The 20396-nt window shown below is 41.6% G+C and carries 18 protein-coding genes; 2 read left to right on the forward strand and 16 right to left on the reverse strand.

Translation table 11 applies throughout. The features are described 5' to 3' along the window. The first annotated feature begins 2 nt into the window (after positions 1 to 2). On the forward strand, positions 3 to 1256 hold the full coding sequence (locus ACXAC4_RS16745) for a multifunctional CCA addition/repair protein (protein WP_475163585.1): 1254 nt from the start codon (positions 3 to 5) through the stop codon (positions 1254 to 1256). Between the two features lie 130 nt (positions 1257 to 1386). Next, positions 1387 to 2400 carry a hypothetical protein gene (locus ACXAC4_RS16750; RefSeq protein ID WP_475163587.1) on the forward strand — a complete coding sequence of 338 codons (1014 nt, stop codon included), beginning with the start codon at positions 1387 to 1389 and terminating at the stop codon, positions 2398 to 2400. Positions 2401 to 2499: 99 nt separating this feature from the next. Here ACXAC4_RS16750 and ACXAC4_RS16755 read toward each other — a convergent pair whose 3' ends face one another. From ACXAC4_RS16755 to ACXAC4_RS16830, 16 genes are all read right to left on the reverse strand, one after another. Further along, the gene (locus tag ACXAC4_RS16755) at positions 2500 to 3705 is read right to left on the reverse strand and encodes a VWA domain-containing protein (RefSeq protein WP_349284907.1); all 1206 of its coding nucleotides are present in this window, start codon (positions 3703 to 3705) and stop codon (positions 2500 to 2502) included. Next, positions 3693 to 5990, reverse strand: coding sequence for a DUF5682 family protein (locus ACXAC4_RS16760; RefSeq protein ID WP_475163591.1), 2298 nt, complete (start codon positions 5988 to 5990; stop codon positions 3693 to 3695). Before ACXAC4_RS16760 ends, ACXAC4_RS16755 begins: the two co-directional genes overlap by 13 nt. 9 nt (positions 5991 to 5999) lie before the next feature. Beyond that, the gene (locus tag ACXAC4_RS16765; protein WP_475163593.1) at positions 6000 to 7079 is read right to left on the reverse strand and encodes an ATP-binding protein; all 1080 of its coding nucleotides are present in this window, start codon (positions 7077 to 7079) and stop codon (positions 6000 to 6002) included. 18 nt (positions 7080 to 7097) lie between these two features. Further along, positions 7098 to 8591, reverse strand: coding sequence for a DUF5691 domain-containing protein (locus ACXAC4_RS16770; protein WP_475163594.1), 1494 nt, complete (start codon positions 8589 to 8591; stop codon positions 7098 to 7100). Beyond that, entirely contained in the window at positions 8585 to 9976 is a 1392-nt protein-coding gene (locus ACXAC4_RS16775) for an SWIM zinc finger family protein (RefSeq protein ID WP_475163596.1), read from the reverse strand. Before ACXAC4_RS16775 ends, ACXAC4_RS16770 begins: the two co-directional genes overlap by 7 nt. Positions 9977 to 10148: 172 nt before the next feature. Beyond that, positions 10149 to 11375 carry an AAA family ATPase gene (locus tag ACXAC4_RS16780; protein WP_475163598.1) on the reverse strand — a complete coding sequence of 409 codons (1227 nt, stop codon included), beginning with the start codon at positions 11373 to 11375 and terminating at the stop codon, positions 10149 to 10151. Beyond that, positions 11368 to 12018, reverse strand: coding sequence for an RNA ligase family protein (locus ACXAC4_RS16785; RefSeq protein WP_475163599.1), 651 nt, complete (start codon positions 12016 to 12018; stop codon positions 11368 to 11370). The genes ACXAC4_RS16780 and ACXAC4_RS16785 overlap by 8 nt, the downstream gene beginning before the upstream one ends. 140 nt (positions 12019 to 12158) lie before the next feature. Continuing rightward, complete coding sequence (locus ACXAC4_RS16790) at positions 12159 to 12494, reverse strand: low molecular weight protein tyrosine phosphatase family protein (RefSeq protein ID WP_475163603.1); 336 nt, start codon at positions 12492 to 12494, stop codon at positions 12159 to 12161. Continuing rightward, positions 12482 to 12703, reverse strand: coding sequence for a hypothetical protein (locus ACXAC4_RS16795; RefSeq protein WP_475163607.1), 222 nt, complete (start codon positions 12701 to 12703; stop codon positions 12482 to 12484). The genes ACXAC4_RS16790 and ACXAC4_RS16795 overlap by 13 nt, the downstream gene beginning before the upstream one ends. Positions 12704 to 12772: 69 nt before the next feature. After that, the gene (gene prfH, locus ACXAC4_RS16800) at positions 12773 to 13393 is read right to left on the reverse strand and encodes a peptide chain release factor H (protein WP_475163610.1); all 621 of its coding nucleotides are present in this window, start codon (positions 13391 to 13393) and stop codon (positions 12773 to 12775) included. Continuing rightward, positions 13390 to 14556 carry an RNA ligase RtcB family protein gene (locus tag ACXAC4_RS16805; RefSeq protein WP_475163611.1) on the reverse strand — a complete coding sequence of 389 codons (1167 nt, stop codon included), beginning with the start codon at positions 14554 to 14556 and terminating at the stop codon, positions 13390 to 13392. The genes prfH and ACXAC4_RS16805 overlap by 4 nt, the downstream gene beginning before the upstream one ends. A 497-nt stretch (positions 14557 to 15053) precedes the next feature. Continuing rightward, complete coding sequence (locus tag ACXAC4_RS16810; protein WP_475163613.1) at positions 15054 to 15272, reverse strand: TIGR02450 family Trp-rich protein; 219 nt, start codon at positions 15270 to 15272, stop codon at positions 15054 to 15056. 126 nt (positions 15273 to 15398) lie between these two features. Beyond that, complete coding sequence (locus ACXAC4_RS16815; protein WP_475163614.1) at positions 15399 to 16310, reverse strand: TonB family protein; 912 nt, start codon at positions 16308 to 16310, stop codon at positions 15399 to 15401. 98 nt (positions 16311 to 16408) lie between these two features. Then, positions 16409 to 17191 carry a substrate-binding periplasmic protein gene (locus tag ACXAC4_RS16820; protein ID WP_475163616.1) on the reverse strand — a complete coding sequence of 261 codons (783 nt, stop codon included), beginning with the start codon at positions 17189 to 17191 and terminating at the stop codon, positions 16409 to 16411. A gap of 63 nt (positions 17192 to 17254) precedes the next feature. Continuing rightward, entirely contained in the window at positions 17255 to 18451 is a 1197-nt protein-coding gene (locus ACXAC4_RS16825) for an alpha/beta hydrolase-fold protein (protein ID WP_475163618.1), read from the reverse strand. A 185-nt stretch (positions 18452 to 18636) separates the two neighbouring features. Then, positions 18637 to 20298, reverse strand: a complete 1662-nt coding sequence (locus ACXAC4_RS16830) for an ABC transporter ATP-binding protein (protein ID WP_475163619.1) — start codon at positions 20296 to 20298, stop codon at positions 18637 to 18639. Positions 20299 to 20396: the final 98 nt, after the last annotated feature.

Consider the following 20396-nt stretch of genomic DNA (forward strand, 5'->3'; position numbering starts at 1 on the left):
TCATGAAAATATTAGACCATACCTACTTAGTCGGCGGCGCGGTACGAGATGCCTTACTTGGTAAAACACCTAATGACCGAGACTATGTGGTTGTAGGCACCACAACTAGTGACATGTTATCACTTGGCTTTATACAAGTTGGTAAAGATTTCCCTGTTTTCATTCATCCAAAAACTAAAGAAGAATATGCATTAGCGCGTACCGAAAGAAAAAAGGGTTATGGCTATAAAGGTTTCTCAATCGATGCTTGCAGCAAGGTGACATTAGAAGAGGATTTAGCTCGTCGAGATTTAACAATTAATGCTATGGCACTTGGCAAGGGGAATAGCTTGGTAGACCCTTTTAATGGCTTTACTGATTTACAAAACAAGGTTCTGCGCCACACAACTGACGCCTTCGTAGAAGACCCAGTTAGAGTTCTGCGTGTAGCACGTTTTATGGCCCGTTTTGGCGAGCAATGGTCAATTGCGCCGGAAACACAAAACTTAATGCAGACTTTGAAAAATCATGGAGAATTAAAATATCTGGTACCAGAGCGTATCTGGGCAGAAACTGCAAAAGCGCTCTCTGAGCCGCACCCTCACCTGTACTTTCAAACACTAAATGGTCTGGGTATTTTTCCTGAGATAGAAGCAATGGTTGGGTTAGCACAGCCTGCCAAATATCACCCAGAAGGTGATGTTTTTACACATACCATGTTAGTTCTAAAACGCGCTGCAGATTTAAACTTTGACCTTGAAACGCGCTTTGCAGCATTAACCCATGACTTTGGCAAGGCAGCAAGCTTTCAGAAGCAGAGTAATTTTTTTGGTCATGAACAAGCTGGTATAGAAGTAATAAACAAGTTTTGTCAGCGTCTTAACGTACCAGGGCGCTTCAGAACATTAGCAATACTCACTAGCGACAATCATACCCGTTGTCACAAGCTGTTTGAGATGAAAGCGAACAAAGTACATAAATTAATTGTTGAAACTATGGATGCAGTTAAGAAACCTGAACGGTTCCAGCAATTCTTGCAAGCCTGTTTGTGTGATGCGCAAGGTCGAGGTCAAACATTCGAGCAAAAAGACTACCCACAATATCGCTTAGCATTATTGTTGCTTAAAAACCTCTCTGAGCTCGATACAAAAGCGATCGTGCAGCATGCTTTATCTTTGCAGAAACAAGGGTCAGAGATCGGACAGTTTATTCGACAAGCTGAATTGGCATGCGTTAAACAAACCTTATTAGAAAAAGAAGAAGTAAAACTACCATGAAAGTTGAAACAATAAATAACACTTGTCACCGACAGATCGAAGAGTCTGTTCATACAGAAATATTACGTCGTATTGCTGCTGCCGAACAAGAACACAATGTAAAAGTGTTATTTGCCGTGGAGTCAACGTAATGAAACACAAAGATAGGAGTGAATTAGAAAGTAGGTTGCAAAAAGCATTTGAGAGGCAACCCCAAAGCTTTGCCAATAAGATACCATTCAAGCTCTCAGCTGTAATAAATGTAACAGTACTTATTCCCTTAAAGAATATAGATTTCTGGGAGCGGCACATACGTTTTCTACATGACAAAGTCAGTGAACCAAGGAGGAGACGCTTTTGGGGGACTATACGATGGAAACAGCCATCCATCTCAGTATTAGACCTGTGTAGTTGGGATGGCCACCGACGAGAGTACGCTTTAAAAGCGGCTAATACTGGGTTGCCCAATAGCTTTTTTGTCATTTTGTTTCTAAGGCGCCTTAATGACTGGGTACCACAGGTTCGTGATGCCGCAAGAAGTGCTTTAGAGACAGCCATTAATAATACCGACCCCAATGAGGTAGCCAAGGCATTAGTTTATGTTTTTCAACACTGGACTTCTTGGCAGAGGATTAATGAACAAAGCAAAGAGTTATTGTTACGCGTTTTATACAACGACGAAGTGTTTAACAAAGTTAAAGAGTTGCTTATTAAAGAAAACGCAGGGCCTCTTTCGCAAATCTTAACTCAAGTCGGCCGTATAGATGTTTTTGACTCTCATCTAGCAGAAATAGCGAAATGTTCTGTTCAGCCAGCGCTTCGAGCTAAGGCATTTCGTTTTTTACTTGAGAAGAAAGTAAGTTGGTATCATGGTCGGGAATGGGTATGGACAGATAAGCGCTATGGAGAAGGTAAATTAAAACCAGTAATAAAAACTCGGTCTTTAACCGTAGAGCCACTACTTTCTCAGCTCATTGAGGAAGCCGCGCATGACCCCTCTTCTATTGTTCGTAGAGTATCAGCTGAAATGTTAATTGGTAACTTAGATAGCTTAGATGGAAGAGCTTACCACTTGGCTAAATACTTCTCGCGAGATACTTCGAAAGCAGTATCTGAACGGGGAAAGTTTGCTTTGAAGAAATTAGCTGGTGAGTCGATTTTTTGAATAGGTTAAATCAAAAACTGAAAGCGATAAACCTAGCAGTGACCAGTAAAGCATAGAGTTACTGCTAGGCAATATGTGAATAAATATAAGTATTAGGTGTTACTCTGAGGCCCGTATAGTTTTGATATCTTGATCAGCTGCCCAACTAAGTACGTCCTCCCTCTTCAACGCAGTTGCCATGAGATCTGGGAATTGATCCGGTGTACAAGCAAAAACCGGAGAACCGATCGCTGCAAAGTCTGAAGCTAATTCTCTATCATAAGAAGGTTTTCCATCATCACTTAGGGCTAGCAATGTGATTACGTTAACATCTTGTCGCACTAAATTGGCCACTCGGGCTTTGAGCGCCTGCTCATCACCACCTTCGTATAAGTCTGTAATTAAAATAAGATGAGTCTTTGAGGGTCTTTCTATTTTTTCTTCGCAATATGCCACAGCTTGATTAATGTCGGTGCCCCCCCCTAACTGCACACCAAATAATACGTTTACAGGGTCTTCAAGGTCGTCAGTCATATCAATAACCGCTGTATCAAAACAGACAAGTTTTGTTTTGATGGCGGGAATAGACGCCATGACTGCAGCAAAAATAGAACTATAAACTACAGACGTTGCCATAGAACCTGATTGATCGACACATAGTATGACTTCATCTAGGTCAACTATTCTCCGTTGTTGGCGCATAAAACCTATCAACTTTTCTGGCACAATAGTTTGCTGCTCTACCTGATAATGGCGTAGGTTAGATTGGATCGTCCTATGCCAATCAATATCATTGAACCTAGGTCTAAAGGTTCTTTTAGATTTATTGATGGCTCCCCTAATTGACTCCGCTGTTTTTTGTTCTAGCCGCGCCATGAGTTCAGCCACTACTTTATTTATTACTTGTCGAGCAGTCTCTATAGTCTTATCGGGCATAACAGATCGCAAACTGACAAGATCTGCAACTAAATGTACATCTGCCTCTATTGCTGAAAGAAATTCAGGTTCCATTAGCATTTCTTTCAGGCCTAAGCGCTCAAAAGCGTCGCGTTGTACTACTTGAACAACACTTGAAGGGAAAAACTCCCTTATATCTCCGAGCCACTTAGAAACCTTTGGAGCCGAGCGTGACAGACTGCCACGACCTTTTCTTAGTTCTTCGCCGCCATATAGAGCCGTTAATGCATAGGAAAGACGACGATCGGCATCGGATAAATTATTTGATTCTTCTGAGTCTGCTCCTAAAACTAAACGCCAGCGACGGTCTTTATGACCTGTTAGATCTTGGTCTTTCACCAACTTTGTATCCTGTTCTATTGTGGCCACAGTCTTTCCCTTTTTATTAGTGAAGCGAGTCTTTTTTGTTGCTTGGGCCAACTTGCTAGGGCATTTTCATTGATTGTTACGCTCAGTTGCCCGTTATCACGCCCTTGCAAAACACGATCAATTAGGCGTTTTCTTTCCATAGCATCAAGTGCGGAAAATATACGTCGGAATAGAGGTAAAAACTCAACGAATGCCTCTTCATCTAGTTCTACGAGCCAGTTTTCGATAGCATCTAGTAGCATGTCATCGTAAAGCAGTCGGTCAATAGCATCGCTAAAGAATCCCTCAAAATACTTAGCTGCTTGCGCTGGAGCAACGGCTCGAGACAACATTTTACCCATTAGGAGAGAGAGTTCATCATTTGATAAACGCTCAGCTTGATACAATAACCGAGCCGCTAGACCGGTCAGTAGCACAGAGCTTTGAGCACTATCTACAATTGCCGCCAAGGCTTGCCACCATTGACTAGAGACAGGTTCACTCCAATCGGTGATTAACAATGCATTATGTGCATCACTTATCGCCCGGCGGTAATGCCAAGCCTCATCATCGTTTAAATTCCGGCAAGCATAAGGCATTGCGAGTGCCCCTTGAATCGTTAGCCTTTCAATCAACAATTCAACGTGTCCGAGTGAGACGTTTCTGGCAGTGCCATAACGGCTTATATCAATGAGAGGCGCTATACTAGTAAGAATTTCAACACAATCACTGGTGTGTGCTGCGCGTTTTTCCAATAATATGAGCCCTTTACTTGCTGAATTGTGCAATTGTGCTTCAAGGCAATGACTGATATTTGCAGCAAGCTTACCTAGATTGCTCTCACTGAGCATTTGTTCAATTATTTTACTTGATGCGGCTTGCTCGATCGTATTACCGTACACTAGGTTTTCAACTAACTTAACCGAAAACTCTGGCTGCCACGCGAGTTCCCATTTTTCTCTAAATGTGCCTCTACTAGTACCTGTACCTTTAAGAGATCCCCAAGGAATATCTAAGATGTTCAAGCGGTGAAGTAGCGTCGACCTCCCAAGCCCTGTGTGACTGCGTAAATCTATCGATAGTTCTTTGGGTAAGGCTAAAGGTTTTAATTTGTGCTTTTTCTGTTGTAGTTGTAAGTCTTCTATTAGCGGAATTAAAGGTGCATTAGCTGGAATTTTTCCAACTTGATTACCAAGTAGGATCTGCGATTCAATTTGTTGCCATAACGAGGCTTCACCAAAGCATAAACAGGCGATCACGGCTTCACGAATTTCTTCAAATCCCGTATTTGGTCTTCCTCGTACAGTGGCCAAACTACGACATAAGCGCATGGTTTCGATAACGCTAGCTGTTGAGACAATGTGGCCTATCTCACGTAATTCATTGGCTATTTTAGCCAGCCATAACTCTAAACTGTCTACATTGTCTTGTTGCTGCCAAAGATGCTGGTACCACATAGGAGCGGCTACACCTGCACCGTAACCTGATTGACTTGATAACCTCGCAGAAGTCCAAGGTATCCAAGTGGCTTTGACTTTTTTGGCTGTCAGCTTTGCAGGTAAACTCTTAACACGTTCTTTGTCACTTTTTGCTGTATGTTTCTCTTTTAATGCTGGCACATGCCAAGCACCACATACTACTGCAATAGGTCCACTTGTCTTTTTCTTGGCTTTTGCAATTTCAAGCCGCATATATGCTTCACGGACTAAGTCAGACTGTAGATTAGGATGATCCTCGCTAATGCTATTACGAAGTGACCGCATTGCACTTTCAATTGTCGCGAAAATGGCTTCGTCGTTTGAGGTATTTTGCTCTATCAAATCATTCCACCAAGCTTCGCCATCTTGGTATCCTGCAAGCTTTGCCAAGCACCCAATGGGATCCGCGACAAATTCATTCGACTTAGCTTGTCCAGCCACTCGCTCTATTTCTGTATTAGTGTCATCATTTGGCTCAAGCTGTTCGTATTCAAGGTACTGTAGCTGTTTGGCTAACTGGATATTGGCTGGGACATCAATAAAAGCTAATTCTAGCTGGTTTTCTATAGCAAATAAGGTGGCTTGGTATTCTGGAGAATACTCCGCAAATGGATAGTAAATACTACAATTAGTATTGTCTGTCGCATAGCTTAGTAAGGCTACCGGTAATTGCATTTCTTTTGATGCAAGTAGCGGTAATAGCTCTGAGCAATCAGTAGGGCCTTCAATTAAGATGCATTCTGGTTGTAATGCCTCCAATGCTGCCAGTAAGCGTTTGCAGGAGCCTGGGCCATGATGGCGAATACCAAAATAATGGATGTTCGACATAATGTTGCCCTAGAGTACTTCGTTTATGTTCTTATAATAACCTGCATAACCCGCGCGCTTTTTAAGTACAGTTTCTAGGTACTCTTCCAGCACTGCTTTGTCTTGTACTGGATCTTTGACAATGGCACCAACCAAATTGCTGCTGATCCCTTCAGCATCAAGTTTACCATTACCAAACCAATTAGCTTGGCTCAGACCGCCAACCATTACAGCAATAGCTTCTGCAGTAGATAAATTACCGGTCGGTGTTTTAAGTGTTACTTTACCATCTAGTGTTTCACCCCCTCGTAGCTCCCTAAAAATCGTCACTACTTTTTCGATTTCCTGTTGTGCATCTTTTGGAACGGGTAAATCAAGGCTTGCACTCATTTCAGAAACTCGCTTCGAGATGATCGAAATCTCTTGCTCCATATCGTCTGGTAGCGGTAAAACCACCACATTGAAGCGACGCTTTAATGCTGAAGATAAATCGTTAACACCTTTATCGCGATTGTTTGCAGTAGCAATAATGTTAAATCCCTTTTTTGCATACACTGCTTCATTAAGTTCAGGAATAGGTAACATTTTTTCTGATAAAACGGTAATGAGCGTATCTTGTACATCTGAGCCCATACGAGTCAGTTCTTCTAGTCGACATAAAGTCCCTGATTCCATGGCTCGGTAAAGGGGGGTTGGAACTAAAGCTTCTGTACTTGGTCCGTTTGCTAAAAGTTGTGCGTAATTCCAACCGTAGCGAATTTGGTTTTCATCAGTACCTGCGGTGCATTGAATAACTTGCGTACTGTTACCGCAAATAGCAGCGGCTAAATGCTCAGACACCCATGACTTAGCTGTACCTGGGACACCAAGTAATAATAATGCTCTGTCTGTCGCTAAAGTCGCTACTGCTGTTTCAATTAAACGCCTATTACCTATGTACTTAGGCGTGATTTCTTGACCAGCTTTAGTTGTACCGCCCAACAGGTAAGTAACGACAGACTGCGGAGTTAACGCCCAATTATCAGGTTTATTCCCAATGTCTTCAGCTTTAAGTGCATTTAATTCAGCTTGATAAATTGTTTCAGCTGGCTGGCGAAGGATACCACTCATATTTATTTCCTTATTAGGTTAAATCTGATCAGTTGTTGTTTGTGATAGTTGAATATTTAGTTTGAGCACATCTAGTAAAGGATCTGTGGTCATGACACCGAGTTCTAAAAGCGAATTGAGTATTTGCTGAGCGCAGTGTTCATCAACCATTAGCCCCAATGCTGATATTTCTCGGATACTGTGCTGACTTTCTAGGTAGCTAGTGTCTTTTAATTGCTCTCTAATATCAGCGAGTAAAACTAACCATGCCTGCGTATTTTTTAACAACTGCCATTCTATATGAGTGCAGGGGCGTTCAATAAAATTTAAACAATTATAGAAATGAAACTCTGACTTTTTGTGGCTTAACAAAGTCATCATCACCTGGATACGCAGCTCTTTGCTTAGGCGGGGAAGAATGTAAAAAATTAACTCAAAACATTCAGGTAAGCACTCAAGTAATGAGTTTAGTAGACCGTAGATCATTTCGTTTGGTAGGCTTTGTGCCGCGTTGGATATAAACGCTTGATTATCGAATTGTCTATTTTTATTAAACTGCCAGCCTGTAATGAGAGTTTGAAGATCAATATCCAAGGCTTGAGCAAGCGCAGTAAGAGAAATATGCTCCAACCACTCGGAACGTAAACTCTGCTGCTTTTCACTTTTTAGTGACTTAGGTTGGATTACCTTTGATTTTCGCAGTAGACCAACTGTTTTTACCTCATACCAATCGGCTAATTCTGCAGCCTGCTGTATTTGCTCCTTACTGTCCTTGAGCGCATGGTTAGGGCCAATTCTAGAAAGTAGATGTTTGGCTAACAGTGCGACTTTTTGAGATCGCTCGTTAAGCAAACTCTCTAAATAACTTTTGTCATTTTCGCTGAGGTTAATCGCTAATATATTGATGATTTTAAGACGCTGTTGCGCCGTTTCATTACTAAAGCACTGTTGGATCAACGCTAGTGCTTGTGCTGGGTCTTCTGAACGCATTTTACGTAATATAACGAGTCTATGCATTGGCAAAAATTCAGTCCAATTAGTAGAGGTTAAACCAGTAAGACGGGTGCTGCCTTGGTCTTGTGTGTAATTAGCTGACCAGAAGAGCCAAGGAAAATATTCTGATGGTAACTCTTCAGCCTTGTTAGGTAACCAATCAGCTGGGTGAACGCTCACCCCCCGCTCTGTTAACAAGTTCAAAAGAAATGAAATACTGACGCCTTGCTTTTCCAATAGGTTGAGGCAGCTAACAAACCGTGTACGGTGAGGTTGAGCTATGACAGGAAGTGTCAAACGAGGTAAGGCTGACTTCTCAGCTAGTTGCTGTGGAGCACTATGAGATAACATCCAGCTGCGCTGTTGAGAAGCCCAAATTAGCGCGTGGCGACGTAACTCTGCTTGGCTCAATTCTTTACAATTTAATTGCCAGCTTTGTGGTACGCAATGAGTGGTAACACTGACTGTGTTTCCACCGACAAGCCAGCGTTTATATAGGGACTCAATTTGAGCTATTTCTTGTTTTATTTGCGCTAGCATGCAATCACTCCCCAGTCTTTTGTTGTTGCGCTGAGTAGATCAGCTTCTGTGCCATCTGAAATGATAAATGCCTGCTCGAGTTCACTGCCGAGTATGACAGGGTTTATCTCTTTGTTCTTTAATGCAATGATCAACTCTTGTTGTAATGATGACCACCAATAGCGGTGCTGATTATCTTGTAGTACTTTACCTTTGCCTAAGTTGACAGGAAACTGCGCAATCCAAGGGGAGATATTGAGATGTGCTTGATACGTTTCAATATAGCTCTGTGAATTACTCTGCGTCGCTACTCGCTGGTTTTTTACTGTTTGAAACTGACCTAATAAGGCTCGCATAGGTATTTTCGCAGGGTAAAAGATAACTTCACCCTCAAGTTGGCAGCCAACACTATGTACTGGACGATTGTAACCTGAAGCAGCAGGGTAAAAGTCTAGCAAAAGTGCAGGAGGTGTCTGTGGATCATCTAGATTCACAAGCCATTTTTCATGTGCAATTAAGCCACTTTTCCTTGATTGAATTCGTTCACCTACTGTTTGCCAAATACCGGTGATCTTTAATGATGCGGGATCTGCAAGTACTTGTTCTCGCGTTTCACTGGTTGCAATAATGCGGCGTATATCTTTATCGTCACAATCGGTAAACCATGCTTCACTTAATAGTGCCAGTTTTCCTAGCTCTTGGAATACCTTATCTGGTTGAGAAGCTGCAGGTAAAGGCAAGATCTTTGCAGGTAATTCATCGACCTGCGCTGCAAAATTAGTGGCTTTTGCATCAACTAAACGTGCTGCTATACGTCGGCATCGCTCATTAATCTCTTTAATGAAAGTACTGATCCCATTTAGTAATTGATCGTCTAACCATTGCTGAAATTCAAGTAGTCCATCACTAATGCTAGCATCGGTCTTGGCCTTATTGGATGCGGCTCTCTTGGCCTGTGCAGCTTCCTTTTTGGCAACCTCTTCAGAAGAAAGAGTCTTGGCTTGTGGTTCGACAGCATAAACGTCTTTTTGAGGCAAGATCGTGTTGTCAGATGACTTTGGTGAGGCTGGTGTCCTTTTAGTTCGGCCTAGCCATTCAATAACCCATTGAGGCAGTTCAGTTTCGCTAAATAAATCACTTGAATCTGAAAACTGCCAAAATAGCGCAAGAACATGTTTACAAGGGAACTTTCTTGAAGGGCAGGTACATTTGTAGCCATGCTCAACGACATCAGCCACAGTGTAGTATGGCTTAGATCCAGACCCCTGACACTCTCCCCAAATAGTGTTGTTCTCATTAGACTGGCCGAGAACAGGCCACTTTGCTGGCTTTAACAGCTTTTTTGCAGCTGTAATTGATGCTTGATCTGGTGCTAACTGCTGAATAGTTTCGAGAGAAATTTCCATGTTCCAAGGAACTCTTACTTTTATTATTTTTGCAGATTATAGAACGAGTTTAATTTCAAATGTACCTATATTATTTATCACTTGTTGTTTAGTGGTGAACCCTGATATGCGTTGGGTTATTTCTTAGTGTAAAAATCAAGCTCACTAAAGAGCCTGATTTTGTACTTTAATATTAATTAACCACATACATTACTCGATGGGCCTCTGTAGCTGAAGGCCATTCGAATCGACTAATTTGTTTAGAAATTATCTCTTCATCAACGATGTATTCACGATTACGGTTGCCTGCACGGATCTGCTGTTCACTCTTATGAAAAATAACCAGTGTTGTTAACGCGCCATAATTTACACCGAAATCACAAACAAGTTTACGGAAGTCTTTCCGAATATTGGTGGCATCCCATACGACGTTACGTTTATTTGCCAACGCTGATTTCAGTCGGATTTTGGCTAATTGTAATACTTGCCCTCTATTTTTCTGACATGCTCTCTTGCCGTTGAGCTCTTTACGAATTTCATCAAGTGAAACAAGTTCAAAATCTGTTAAATGTTGAGATATCCAAGTCGACTTACCACTGCCACTGACCCCACACATAATGTATAAATGAGCATAGTTCTGAGCAGCTTGAAAGTTTTTAGCAATTGCTTCTTCAATGACTGAGATCTCACCATTTGCCAATTGAGAAACAGCGATGGCATTGAGATAATCCTGCTCTCGCGGGCTTTGCTTCACTTGAATTCGCTTTAACTGCTCTGAACGGGGATCCTCAACCGACCATAACGCATACTCTTCAGCAAACATTTTAAACTGTTCCAGAATATCTAACTGTTCGTTTTGATCCTGACAAACCCTGCCCTGCATATCCGCCATCTCCAACCAGTAGAGCATAGACAATTCGATTTCTAAAGATAACTTAAAGTAAGCATCAAAGCCTGCGTTTCGGATCACAAGCAATTTAGGAATATTATGATAGGCCACCAGAGATAACACGTCTTTAACCACTGTATGCGCTAAGGGCAATGCCATTAGCCTTACAGCCAAATAGTCAGCACCTAATTTTTCATGCTTGGGCGCCACAACTCGCGCCTTATTGCCAATGTGTTTACGCTTAGTGACCATTGGTTTTGCAATATCATGCAGTAAAGCCGCTAAAATTAGCGTTTGCCGCTGGCGTCCCACTATTGTTGGTTCCATTGAGCCTAGTAATGTATAAAGGCTTTGTAGCACCATTTCAGTATGTATCGCCACATTTCCTTCAGCGTGCCAAATTGCATCTTGCTCTGTGCGAGCAAGGTCATGTAATAAAGGAAACTTTGCCCCTAATATTTGCACGCACTCTGCGAAACTGGGTGTATGAGCACTTGCCAAGCTATTTAACCAAGCTGTTAATTTATCCATTAGGCTCTTCCTTCTTTCCGCTTTGAGAGGCTAATTGATTTGGCACAACCTCACTGTGCATCCAATGCTGATTTGTCATCACATGATTGGTACGTACCCACTTAGCAACACGAGTTGAGAAGTCATCGAAATGAAACCTATCAGCAATTCGAACGACATAACCCTCTTGTTGTTGGGTGTTTATAACAAGTGTTCGAATGCTCTTCTCACACCAAATGCCTTGATATAGTACAGCTGGGGTTGATAAACCGAGTTGGTTGCATATCTCAATCGTTTCATCCCAAGCTAAACATATGTTCTGCGCATTCCATATTGAAAACACTAGAAAGTAACTTTCTAATGCTTGATACGCAATTGAGTGTTGAGCAAACAAATTCTCACCGCAAATACGCCAATTTTCAGGAATTTGATAACCAATACGCCCTTGCAGTGCTTTTACCCAAGCTCTCGAAGAGTGATAACGGCTATCTAACGAGCGGGCGTGAATTGCATTGCGATATAGCGTCGTATTTTCACCATCCATCTTTTCTGTGATGATGACCTGTTTACCAACAAAATGGTCACTGTGTTTGTGATGAATGTCATCACTAGACGCACCCGGGGACCAAGGTAAGTGAGGGGTGCGAGGGTATTTAAATTTCATGTTTTAAATCCATCAATTTCTAAATTTATATGTGTGATTACAATAAAATTGAGGCACAGCAAGACTGTTCATTTGCAGAACTAAAAAACAATATGACTGTGCTTAGATGGCATTACATGACAGTACCCTCTTTATTCTCGTTAAACGGTTTTTAAATACGCGCTCACACTGTGCGTTAAGATGTCGACAAGCTCGCTGTCCATATATTGATATTCATCTGGAATATCGAGGATATGAACGGTTTTATGCGTTAATAGCCGAGTAAACTCGGCCATTAAGCGTTGTTTATGTTTATTTTCCATCACAAAAATGATGTCGGCCCACTGAATATCTTTCATGTTGACCGTGCGTTTTGCTTTAGGGCTAGTGCCTGCTGAGCGTGCATTCACACCCGCCTGTCGTCTCCAAATTTGCTCACCGGTTGGGCTGCGCCATTGATTACGACTACAAATAAATAAAATATTTATGTTTTCCATTGATGTTTTCTATATCGCTTCCAGCTTCTTTGATAATTTTTTTGATGGCAGTTAATAGTTTCATAGCCATGAGGAAAACAATGCGCACAACCTGACGCATCCCCGTTCAATAGTCTCGTAATAAACACTCCCGACTTTTTTTGAGGCACCTCAGCAAAACCTTGATCATTTTGATTAAATGCCCCAATTAATTTTTGCTCTCTATTCATATCGTGCTCCTTTAGCAATTAGCTAAAAGAGCGCGCCTAATTTTGTTTTTATTAGCATCGATTTCCTAATTAATCTTGAGGAGTAAACCGCTCACCTTTAAACGTTCTACTCGGGTTGCCACGCTGTACTTCCCAGTGCTGCTGCCACCGAGACTTATCTTGCTCAGAGATCTCAGTTTGCTTCAGCATTTCTAGTTTTTGTAACAGTAACGCTGTTGCTAGACGCTTGTTCGCATGCTGACTGCGCTCACTCTCAACCCTAACCATTAAGCCTGTTTCTCTGTGCGTGGCTTGCACTGCAGAGTCAGTTTTATTGACATGCTGACCGCCTGCCCCTGACGCTCGGCAAGTTTGATAATCAATCGCCTTATCAAACTGCTGAGTATTCACTTCATAAAGATTGCCACTGAAAAACCAATTTTTACGTTTATGCTTAGTACGAAATGGGCTTTGACAAACCCATAACAGTGCACCTTGCCAATGATGCGCAAACTGTTTGGCCTTTTCTGTTGCCTCAAGCTCAATCAATATAGATTTAAAGCAGCCTTTTTGCTGAGCACCCACGGCTTCCACAATCGAGTAATCAATGTTTTGAGCTTGGCACTCGCGTTCAATGGTTTTCAGTGCCAGTCCTACAGCCTTACAGCATTCAATTGGCCCTTGCCCTGAAGTTAATTGCAATAACATCATGCGCTACACCCTCCATTGGTTTTAAAGGTCAATATCGGGCGAAGCCTTGCAATAACATCGATTAACCCCGCTTCTTCTAAGTCGGCAATAATGGTTTGAGCCTTTTTATACGCTTGAGGTGCTTCGTCATATAGCAGCTCTTTATTTGCACAAATCACCCGACTGCCAAGCTCAGTTTTATATAAGTCATCGCGTTTATATTTATGACTTAAGCGACCTTGGCACTCACCACGCTTCCACTTTCTACCCGCGCCATGTGCTAACGAATACAAACTCATGTGCATTGCTTCGTCAGCATCGTCTCTGGGCTTAACCAAATAGCTATAATCACCTCGAGAACCCGGAATAACAACCGCGCCACAGTCACTCGGTGTTGCACCTTTTCGGTGTAAAAAGCCTTTCATGCCTCCAATTTCTTTTGCAGTCACTAAGTTGTGATTTACATCTAAAATGACATTACCATCTGCGCGAATGGCGTCTAAAAAGCGCTTTGCTATCATCTCTCGATTAAGCTCAGCCCAGCGCACCGCTTCATCATGCTGTTCAAAATAATGCGTAAAGCTTTGCTCTGAGCTTTGTAAGCCATCATGGTTGTGTTCAGTGATATGTTTGACCAGAATTGACTGGCCTAACCCACGAGAACCAGAGTGCACGAGCAATTGCAATTGCTGCTTAGACAAACCTAAAGCTGAAAAGGCTCGCTCGTTATACACTTCATCGACCGCTTGAAATTCAGCAAAGTGATTGCCTCCACCTATAGTGCCAAGCGCATGATCAAAACCTTGTACACGTATGTTTTTCTCATTTCTTCGCATTTGGATGATGTCGCTCCAGCTGTCATCCAGCGGCAACTCAATGTCTTTGAGCTTTTTAACGATTTTATCTAGGTTTACCTTTGACACCTTCAACGACGATTGCCACAAAGCCATACCACACCCTATGTCGTTGCCCACTAAAGCAGGATAGATTTTATTTTTTGTAAAAAATGCCGCACCAATTGGATAGCCTCGGCCTGGATGTAAATCTGGCATGCCTGCAACTCGAAGCATACCTGCCAGCTCTGATGTTTTAATTAGTTGTTGTGTAGCCAACCCTTCAATCCAAGTATCTTTGGATGCAATTAGGTTGACCGAATCTGTTAATTTTTGGACTGATTTGCCCATAGTACCAATACCTTTCTTACTAAGAAAAAGATGGTGGATCCAAAAGGTTAATCAGACTGACTGCTTTATTCGCTACAAAATAGTAAGCGAAAGCAATTACTTTAGGCGTAATATGAAAGTCAAAGCCGTGCCAAAGCGATCAGAATAATACTGATTATTAAACCTTATTGGGTCGTATTGGCAGGTCTATTTATACTTGGAAGTGACCGATGAGAAAGCATGGCAGAAACTAATAAGTTAGTTTCTAATTAATCGCTTTTTAGCGGACAAGACCTGCAAAGGATAAATTTTTATGTGACATGTTTTTCTCCTTTACAGTTAGTTGATGAAATAATAAACGCTCGATGAGTGAGCGGGCGCAGTCTAAATTTGACTGGCCCTTTTTGCAAGACAATTTGCAAAAACTTTTCACTATAGTTATTTATTTGATGTAAATAATCAGAGAAGATAAAAATAAGAATTTTGGCTTTTTAAGAGACTTTCAAAGATTTTAACTGCTATTTCCAGCCCACCTTCCACACTTTTGGGTTTTTGAGATCGCGCCAGTTAATTTCTATTTCGCGCTTGGTCATCACCGCTTCAATGATACATTCAATCACGCGACCTTCTTCATCAAACTCAACACTGGTAACCATAAAGTGCTTTTCTTTTGATTGCGGGTGAACGGCGGTCCATTTGCTGTTTAATAGTTTTCGTGGGGTAAGGGTGTGTTGCATAAAAGAGAAACTTAACGAAATAACAAATTCATACGTTATATAAAGCGATTAGGCTCAAATAAACCTGGCTCGCGCGTTAACCCCCAACTTAAATGCAACTTTGCTGTTCAATTTATCAGAGAGCTTCTATTGCAACATCCACTCTAAGGTCACTGTGACCCCCTTGCCATCGATCACTTGATTATTCTTATCCAAAGAAACGTAATATCGCCATTGCTTTAGTGCTTTCATCCCTGCTTTATTAAAAGTGCTATCAGGGCTCGCATCAAGTACTTTAATATTCCTAGGCCTGCCCGTTTCATCTAAATCAAAAATGTAATTTACCTTTGCATATGCAATCTTTTTTTCTATTGCTCTGATAGGGTAACTAGGATCAACACGACGCTTTAATTTAGGTGAGTGCTTATCATTAGCTGATGCCAAGGTGCGTTCTTTTGAGCTTGTTTTTAGAAAGTCTTCATATTGCTTATCTTTACTCAAAGTATGGCCTTCCCCAAAGACCTCTAGCAAATTAAGCTCAAGCTCATCTGGTCCATTAACTAAACTTAAAAGAGTATACAATTTCGTATCTTGAGATTGCTCGGTATACGCTAAGTACACCTTAGCCTTTAATGGAATTTCATTGAACTCTTGTAGTCTATACAACAACTCGAGTTCTAGTAATAATGCACTTTTCAGCTCATTTGCATTTATTTCTGGAGAGGCAATGACAATCCTTATTGCGTCCAGCGCCTGACGATAATTATCTTGCTGAAAATGAACTGATGCTAATAGCCTTGCTATCACAGCTTGGTCATAGGCATTAGTTGTATGTGTTGATTCGAGATACTCAATTGCTTGCTCAGTATGCCCTTTGCTTACTAAAGTGAGTGCTTTTGCTGCCTTTTTCCCTACTTTACTTCCGGCATAATATTTCTTTAAACCACTATGACATTGATAAGTTAAAGGCTTGCAAAGATCCGAGGTCGTTTGAGTGGTTGTGTTACAACCCGATATCATCACAGCAAATACTGCCGTTGCGAGTAATGTTTGTTTCATTATAAAGTTCCTTTTGCTAACAATTACCTATTGCAGATTCAGGTTAACACAAGGCTATTTTTTCGTCTATTTTTACCAAATTAATCAATATTGTATACTCAGTACCCAGCCATAAGCTGGCGCTCTGACGCTTCAAACTGCTGCTGTAATTTAGCTCTTGCTTGCTCAACTCTAGGATCTTTCAGCGCTTTGCGTAGTGCCGATTCTAAGTATTCATCTGTATCGAGTGTGAGCGCAAACGATAAGCCCTGACTCGCAAACCCTGAGTCATCAAATTTGGCCAAACGCTGTAGTTCATTCATATCATGGCCTAGCGACTGCAACTTACCAGAAACAGCGAATACAGTGCCGACAAAACGATCAACACGCCCTTTCAACAGTGCGTGTAATGCTTGAGCAGAATTAAGTGATTTATGTATATTATCTTCACCGAAGTGATGTTTAATACTCATCATCTTATGTGCATTGCGTTCAACGGCAACCTGTAATTGCCTACCTTCTGGATCAGGTCGTCCTTTCACTTTCCAGATATACTGCTGACCGGTATAAACTTGCGTTAACCAAGTAAAATGCGGTTCTCGCTGTGGGGTTTTAGACATTGAGAGAATAAGAATGTTGGGGTGGTAAGCATCCCTTTCCATGATACGAGCCCAAGGCTTGCCATTGAATTCAGCTTTAAAGTCCGCATTTTCTTTTGCGACAGCAATTAATAGCTCTGCAAAGTCAATTATGGGCCCCTGACCTTTATTGTGTTCATCAATGGTTTGAAACGGTGGGTTATGTTCAAACACCACTGACAAACTCGGGCGCTCAGCCGATGCCGAGCAAGCAATAAAACAGCAATAAAAGAACAGACACAATTTCATTATTTGCTTGCTCAAACTTCTCATCCTCTGAGTATAACCAGCAATCGTAACTTTGCTTTGTTACGACCGCCTTGAAAGCTACAGGTTAGCCGCTGCTTTTAACCTAGTTTGCGCATCCATAAGCATGTCGTAATAAGGGTATGACTTATCAGCGAGCTTTACAGCCTTCTCTAAAAACTCGAACGCTTTTTTGTTGTCTTCTTTTTGTTCATAGCCATAAGACAACCCCCACCAAGCATCAACTGAGTTGGGGTGTAGCTTAGTATTATGGGCGAATACCTGAATAGCTTTATCGTAATTGCGCATGCCGATGAGCTGATAGCCTAACTGTCTAACTGCATTATCTGGTGGTGTGATCTGCTCACCCCATTGCTCGGAGAGCTTTTTATAATATGCATCTATCGAGGCCATGTCGTACGTCAGCTTTTTCAACGGCATTTGCTTAGACATAAATAAATTATGGTAAGCATTAAACGCCCCTGCCGCAGACGTTAGGTTGTGAGATACGCCATCAAGCGCATCACTCACGTATGATAATTTGAATGGTTTATTGTTTTGAATAAACTGCTGCAAATCGTCATAACGCTCACGCATGACACCCGCTTCCTCACCGATATTCATATAAAGAAATGTATCTAGGGTTTTGTTTTTCTTTAAAAAGTCTTTTGTGCGCGTCACTGCGGCTCCATAATTCCACCAAACCGCCGGACTATAAGCTAAATGCGCTTGAAACAGGGTCGGTTTTTCGGTCATCGCATAAAGTGCAAATACCCCACCGGCCGATGCACCACCAATGACTTTATAATCATGAGTGCGATACTTTTCATCGATAAGTGGGATCAGCTCCTTTTCAAAAAAGTCTAAAAACTTTTTACCTCCGCCCCCTAATCCAACAGGACCTTGCGGCTCTTCATTTACGGTCGGATATAAATCCCTTAATCGCTCGGTATTTTCAATTGCCACTATGATGGCTTCTGGTGCAGCATTGTCGTTTTGTAAGCGCTCAAGCACTGAGGTGATCAATGGTAAATTACCCGCCCCATCTAAACGGTAAATGACCGGATAGGCTTTATCAGGCTCAGCTTTATAACTCTTTGGTAGTTGAACAACGACTGTGCGTTCTTCGTTTAAAATGTTCGATTTAAATACATGAGTAAACTGAGTGTAATCAGCTCGTTCTTCGGTTGCTGAAGTTTGAGAAAGCGCCAGCGGAGAAACAGTAATTGCAGACAGGGCTAAACTAAGAGAAAGCGCCAAAGGTTTAAGTAAATGCACGACAAATCCTTTAAAAATAAAGTGGTTACTCGTTCAACATATCAACACATCAGGTACAAAAGAAAGTAAAAAGTAACCATTTCATAAAAATAACCGAAATAATTTTAGGTAAAACCCAAACAAAAAGCGGCCTGAATAACACTATTCACACCGCTTTTCACATCTAAATTAACCTGTATATGAACTTAAGCTGCAGATTTAACAATCGCGCCCTCTGCAATATGCACATGATCATCATCTTGCTGTAAAAAAGCACTGTTATGGCTGATCATAATGACACGTCGCTCCTTCGCGATAGTTCTGATCAAGGTCATCATTTCAGTACTATTGTGTTTGTCTAAGGCCGATGTTGGCTCATCCATCAATAACACTTTGGCATTGCGCAATAGCGCACGGGCGATAGCAAATCGCTGTTTTTCACCTCCAGAGAAAATCTGCGCACGCTCACTCACGGCCTGTTCGAGATCTTTACCAATCTTTTCATACCATTGCGACAACCCAACTTGCTCAAGCGCTTGTTCAATTGCATCATCACTCGGTTGCTCAGACAAACCTAATAGCAGGTTTTCTTTAATGCTGGTATTTAATAATTTCGGCTCTTGATCGACCCACGCAATTGCTTGTCTCAAAGAATATAAATCAATGTCATCTAAACGTTTGCCATCAATGAATATCGCTGACTTTGTATCATCATAAAAACCAAGTAATTGCGACATCAGGGTGCTTTTTCCTGAGCCACTTTCACCGGTTACAATTGATAAACCCGGCCCATCAAATTGATAGCTAACGTTATTTAATATCACTTTCTCATCACGCTCAAAATTCAGTGCTTGTATTTGAATTTCACTCGCATTGTCGATGCTTTCACCTTGCTGAAGCTGCTCCTGCGCTAACTGCTCAATGTCTTGTAGTCGAGTTGCCGTGCCCGCAGCTTTAAATAAATTACTGAAGAATGCGCCCAGTGCCACAAGCGGAAAAGTTAAACCAAACAAGTACATTAAAAATGCGGTAACTGTGCCTAAAGTCATGCTACCTTGCTGCATCCAATAGCTCGAAAAGCCTAAAATCGCGACCATACTCATCATCAGCACCAAGTTAATGGTCGGGCTGATCATTGCCATGATTTTAGCCCCTCGAACTTCGTGCTCCATGCAGGTTTCTAGTAATGCTTTTGATTCTTGATGCAAAGGGCTTTGCGCATTATGAGATTTGATCAGAGTGTGATGGCGCATCCACTCAGTTAACGTACTCAGGAGCTTTGCTTGAGCAGCTTGAATGGCTTTACCAATACCACTCATCATCAGAGATAAAGGCAAAATAATTAAAAAGCCGACTAACACACACGCCAATAAAACCAGAGTTAAACGCCAGTCGAGATAGAACATCATAGCGACAACCGCCACAAGTGATACAGCACCCGCAAATAAACTAATAAAATCAGTCGCCAGCACCGTTTTAACTTCTAAGGTATCGTTAACAACGCGTGTTGCGTATTCAGCACTGTGTTTATCTGATGCAGCTTCAACTTTACTAAACAATAACTTACCAATAAGGCTATAGCGTAAGCTGGTGCATATACGTTCACCAGTTTTGGCACCATACCATGTCAAAATCCCTTCAAACACGGCACTTATTAGCACAATGCCCAGAAGTGTCATTAATACCGACATCGCAACGCCATCGACTGAGATAGAGTCGACTAAGTTTTTCGAAAACCATGGGATCAATAACTCGAGCACCGTTGTAACGACAACCAACACTGACAACACTGCAAATTGCATCTTACTTGGCTTATGCGGCTTTAAAATCTGCCATAAGTTTTTTAACTCACCACCACTTTGACTCATTACTTCTCTCCTGAAACAAAACAACGGTCAAAATATAAATGACCGAGCAGTCATTTTCAAGTGACTAATTGTTATATTTTTAATCATGTGTGAGAATA

It is taken from the genome of Pseudoalteromonas sp. AWM4_233, assembly GCF_056158285.1.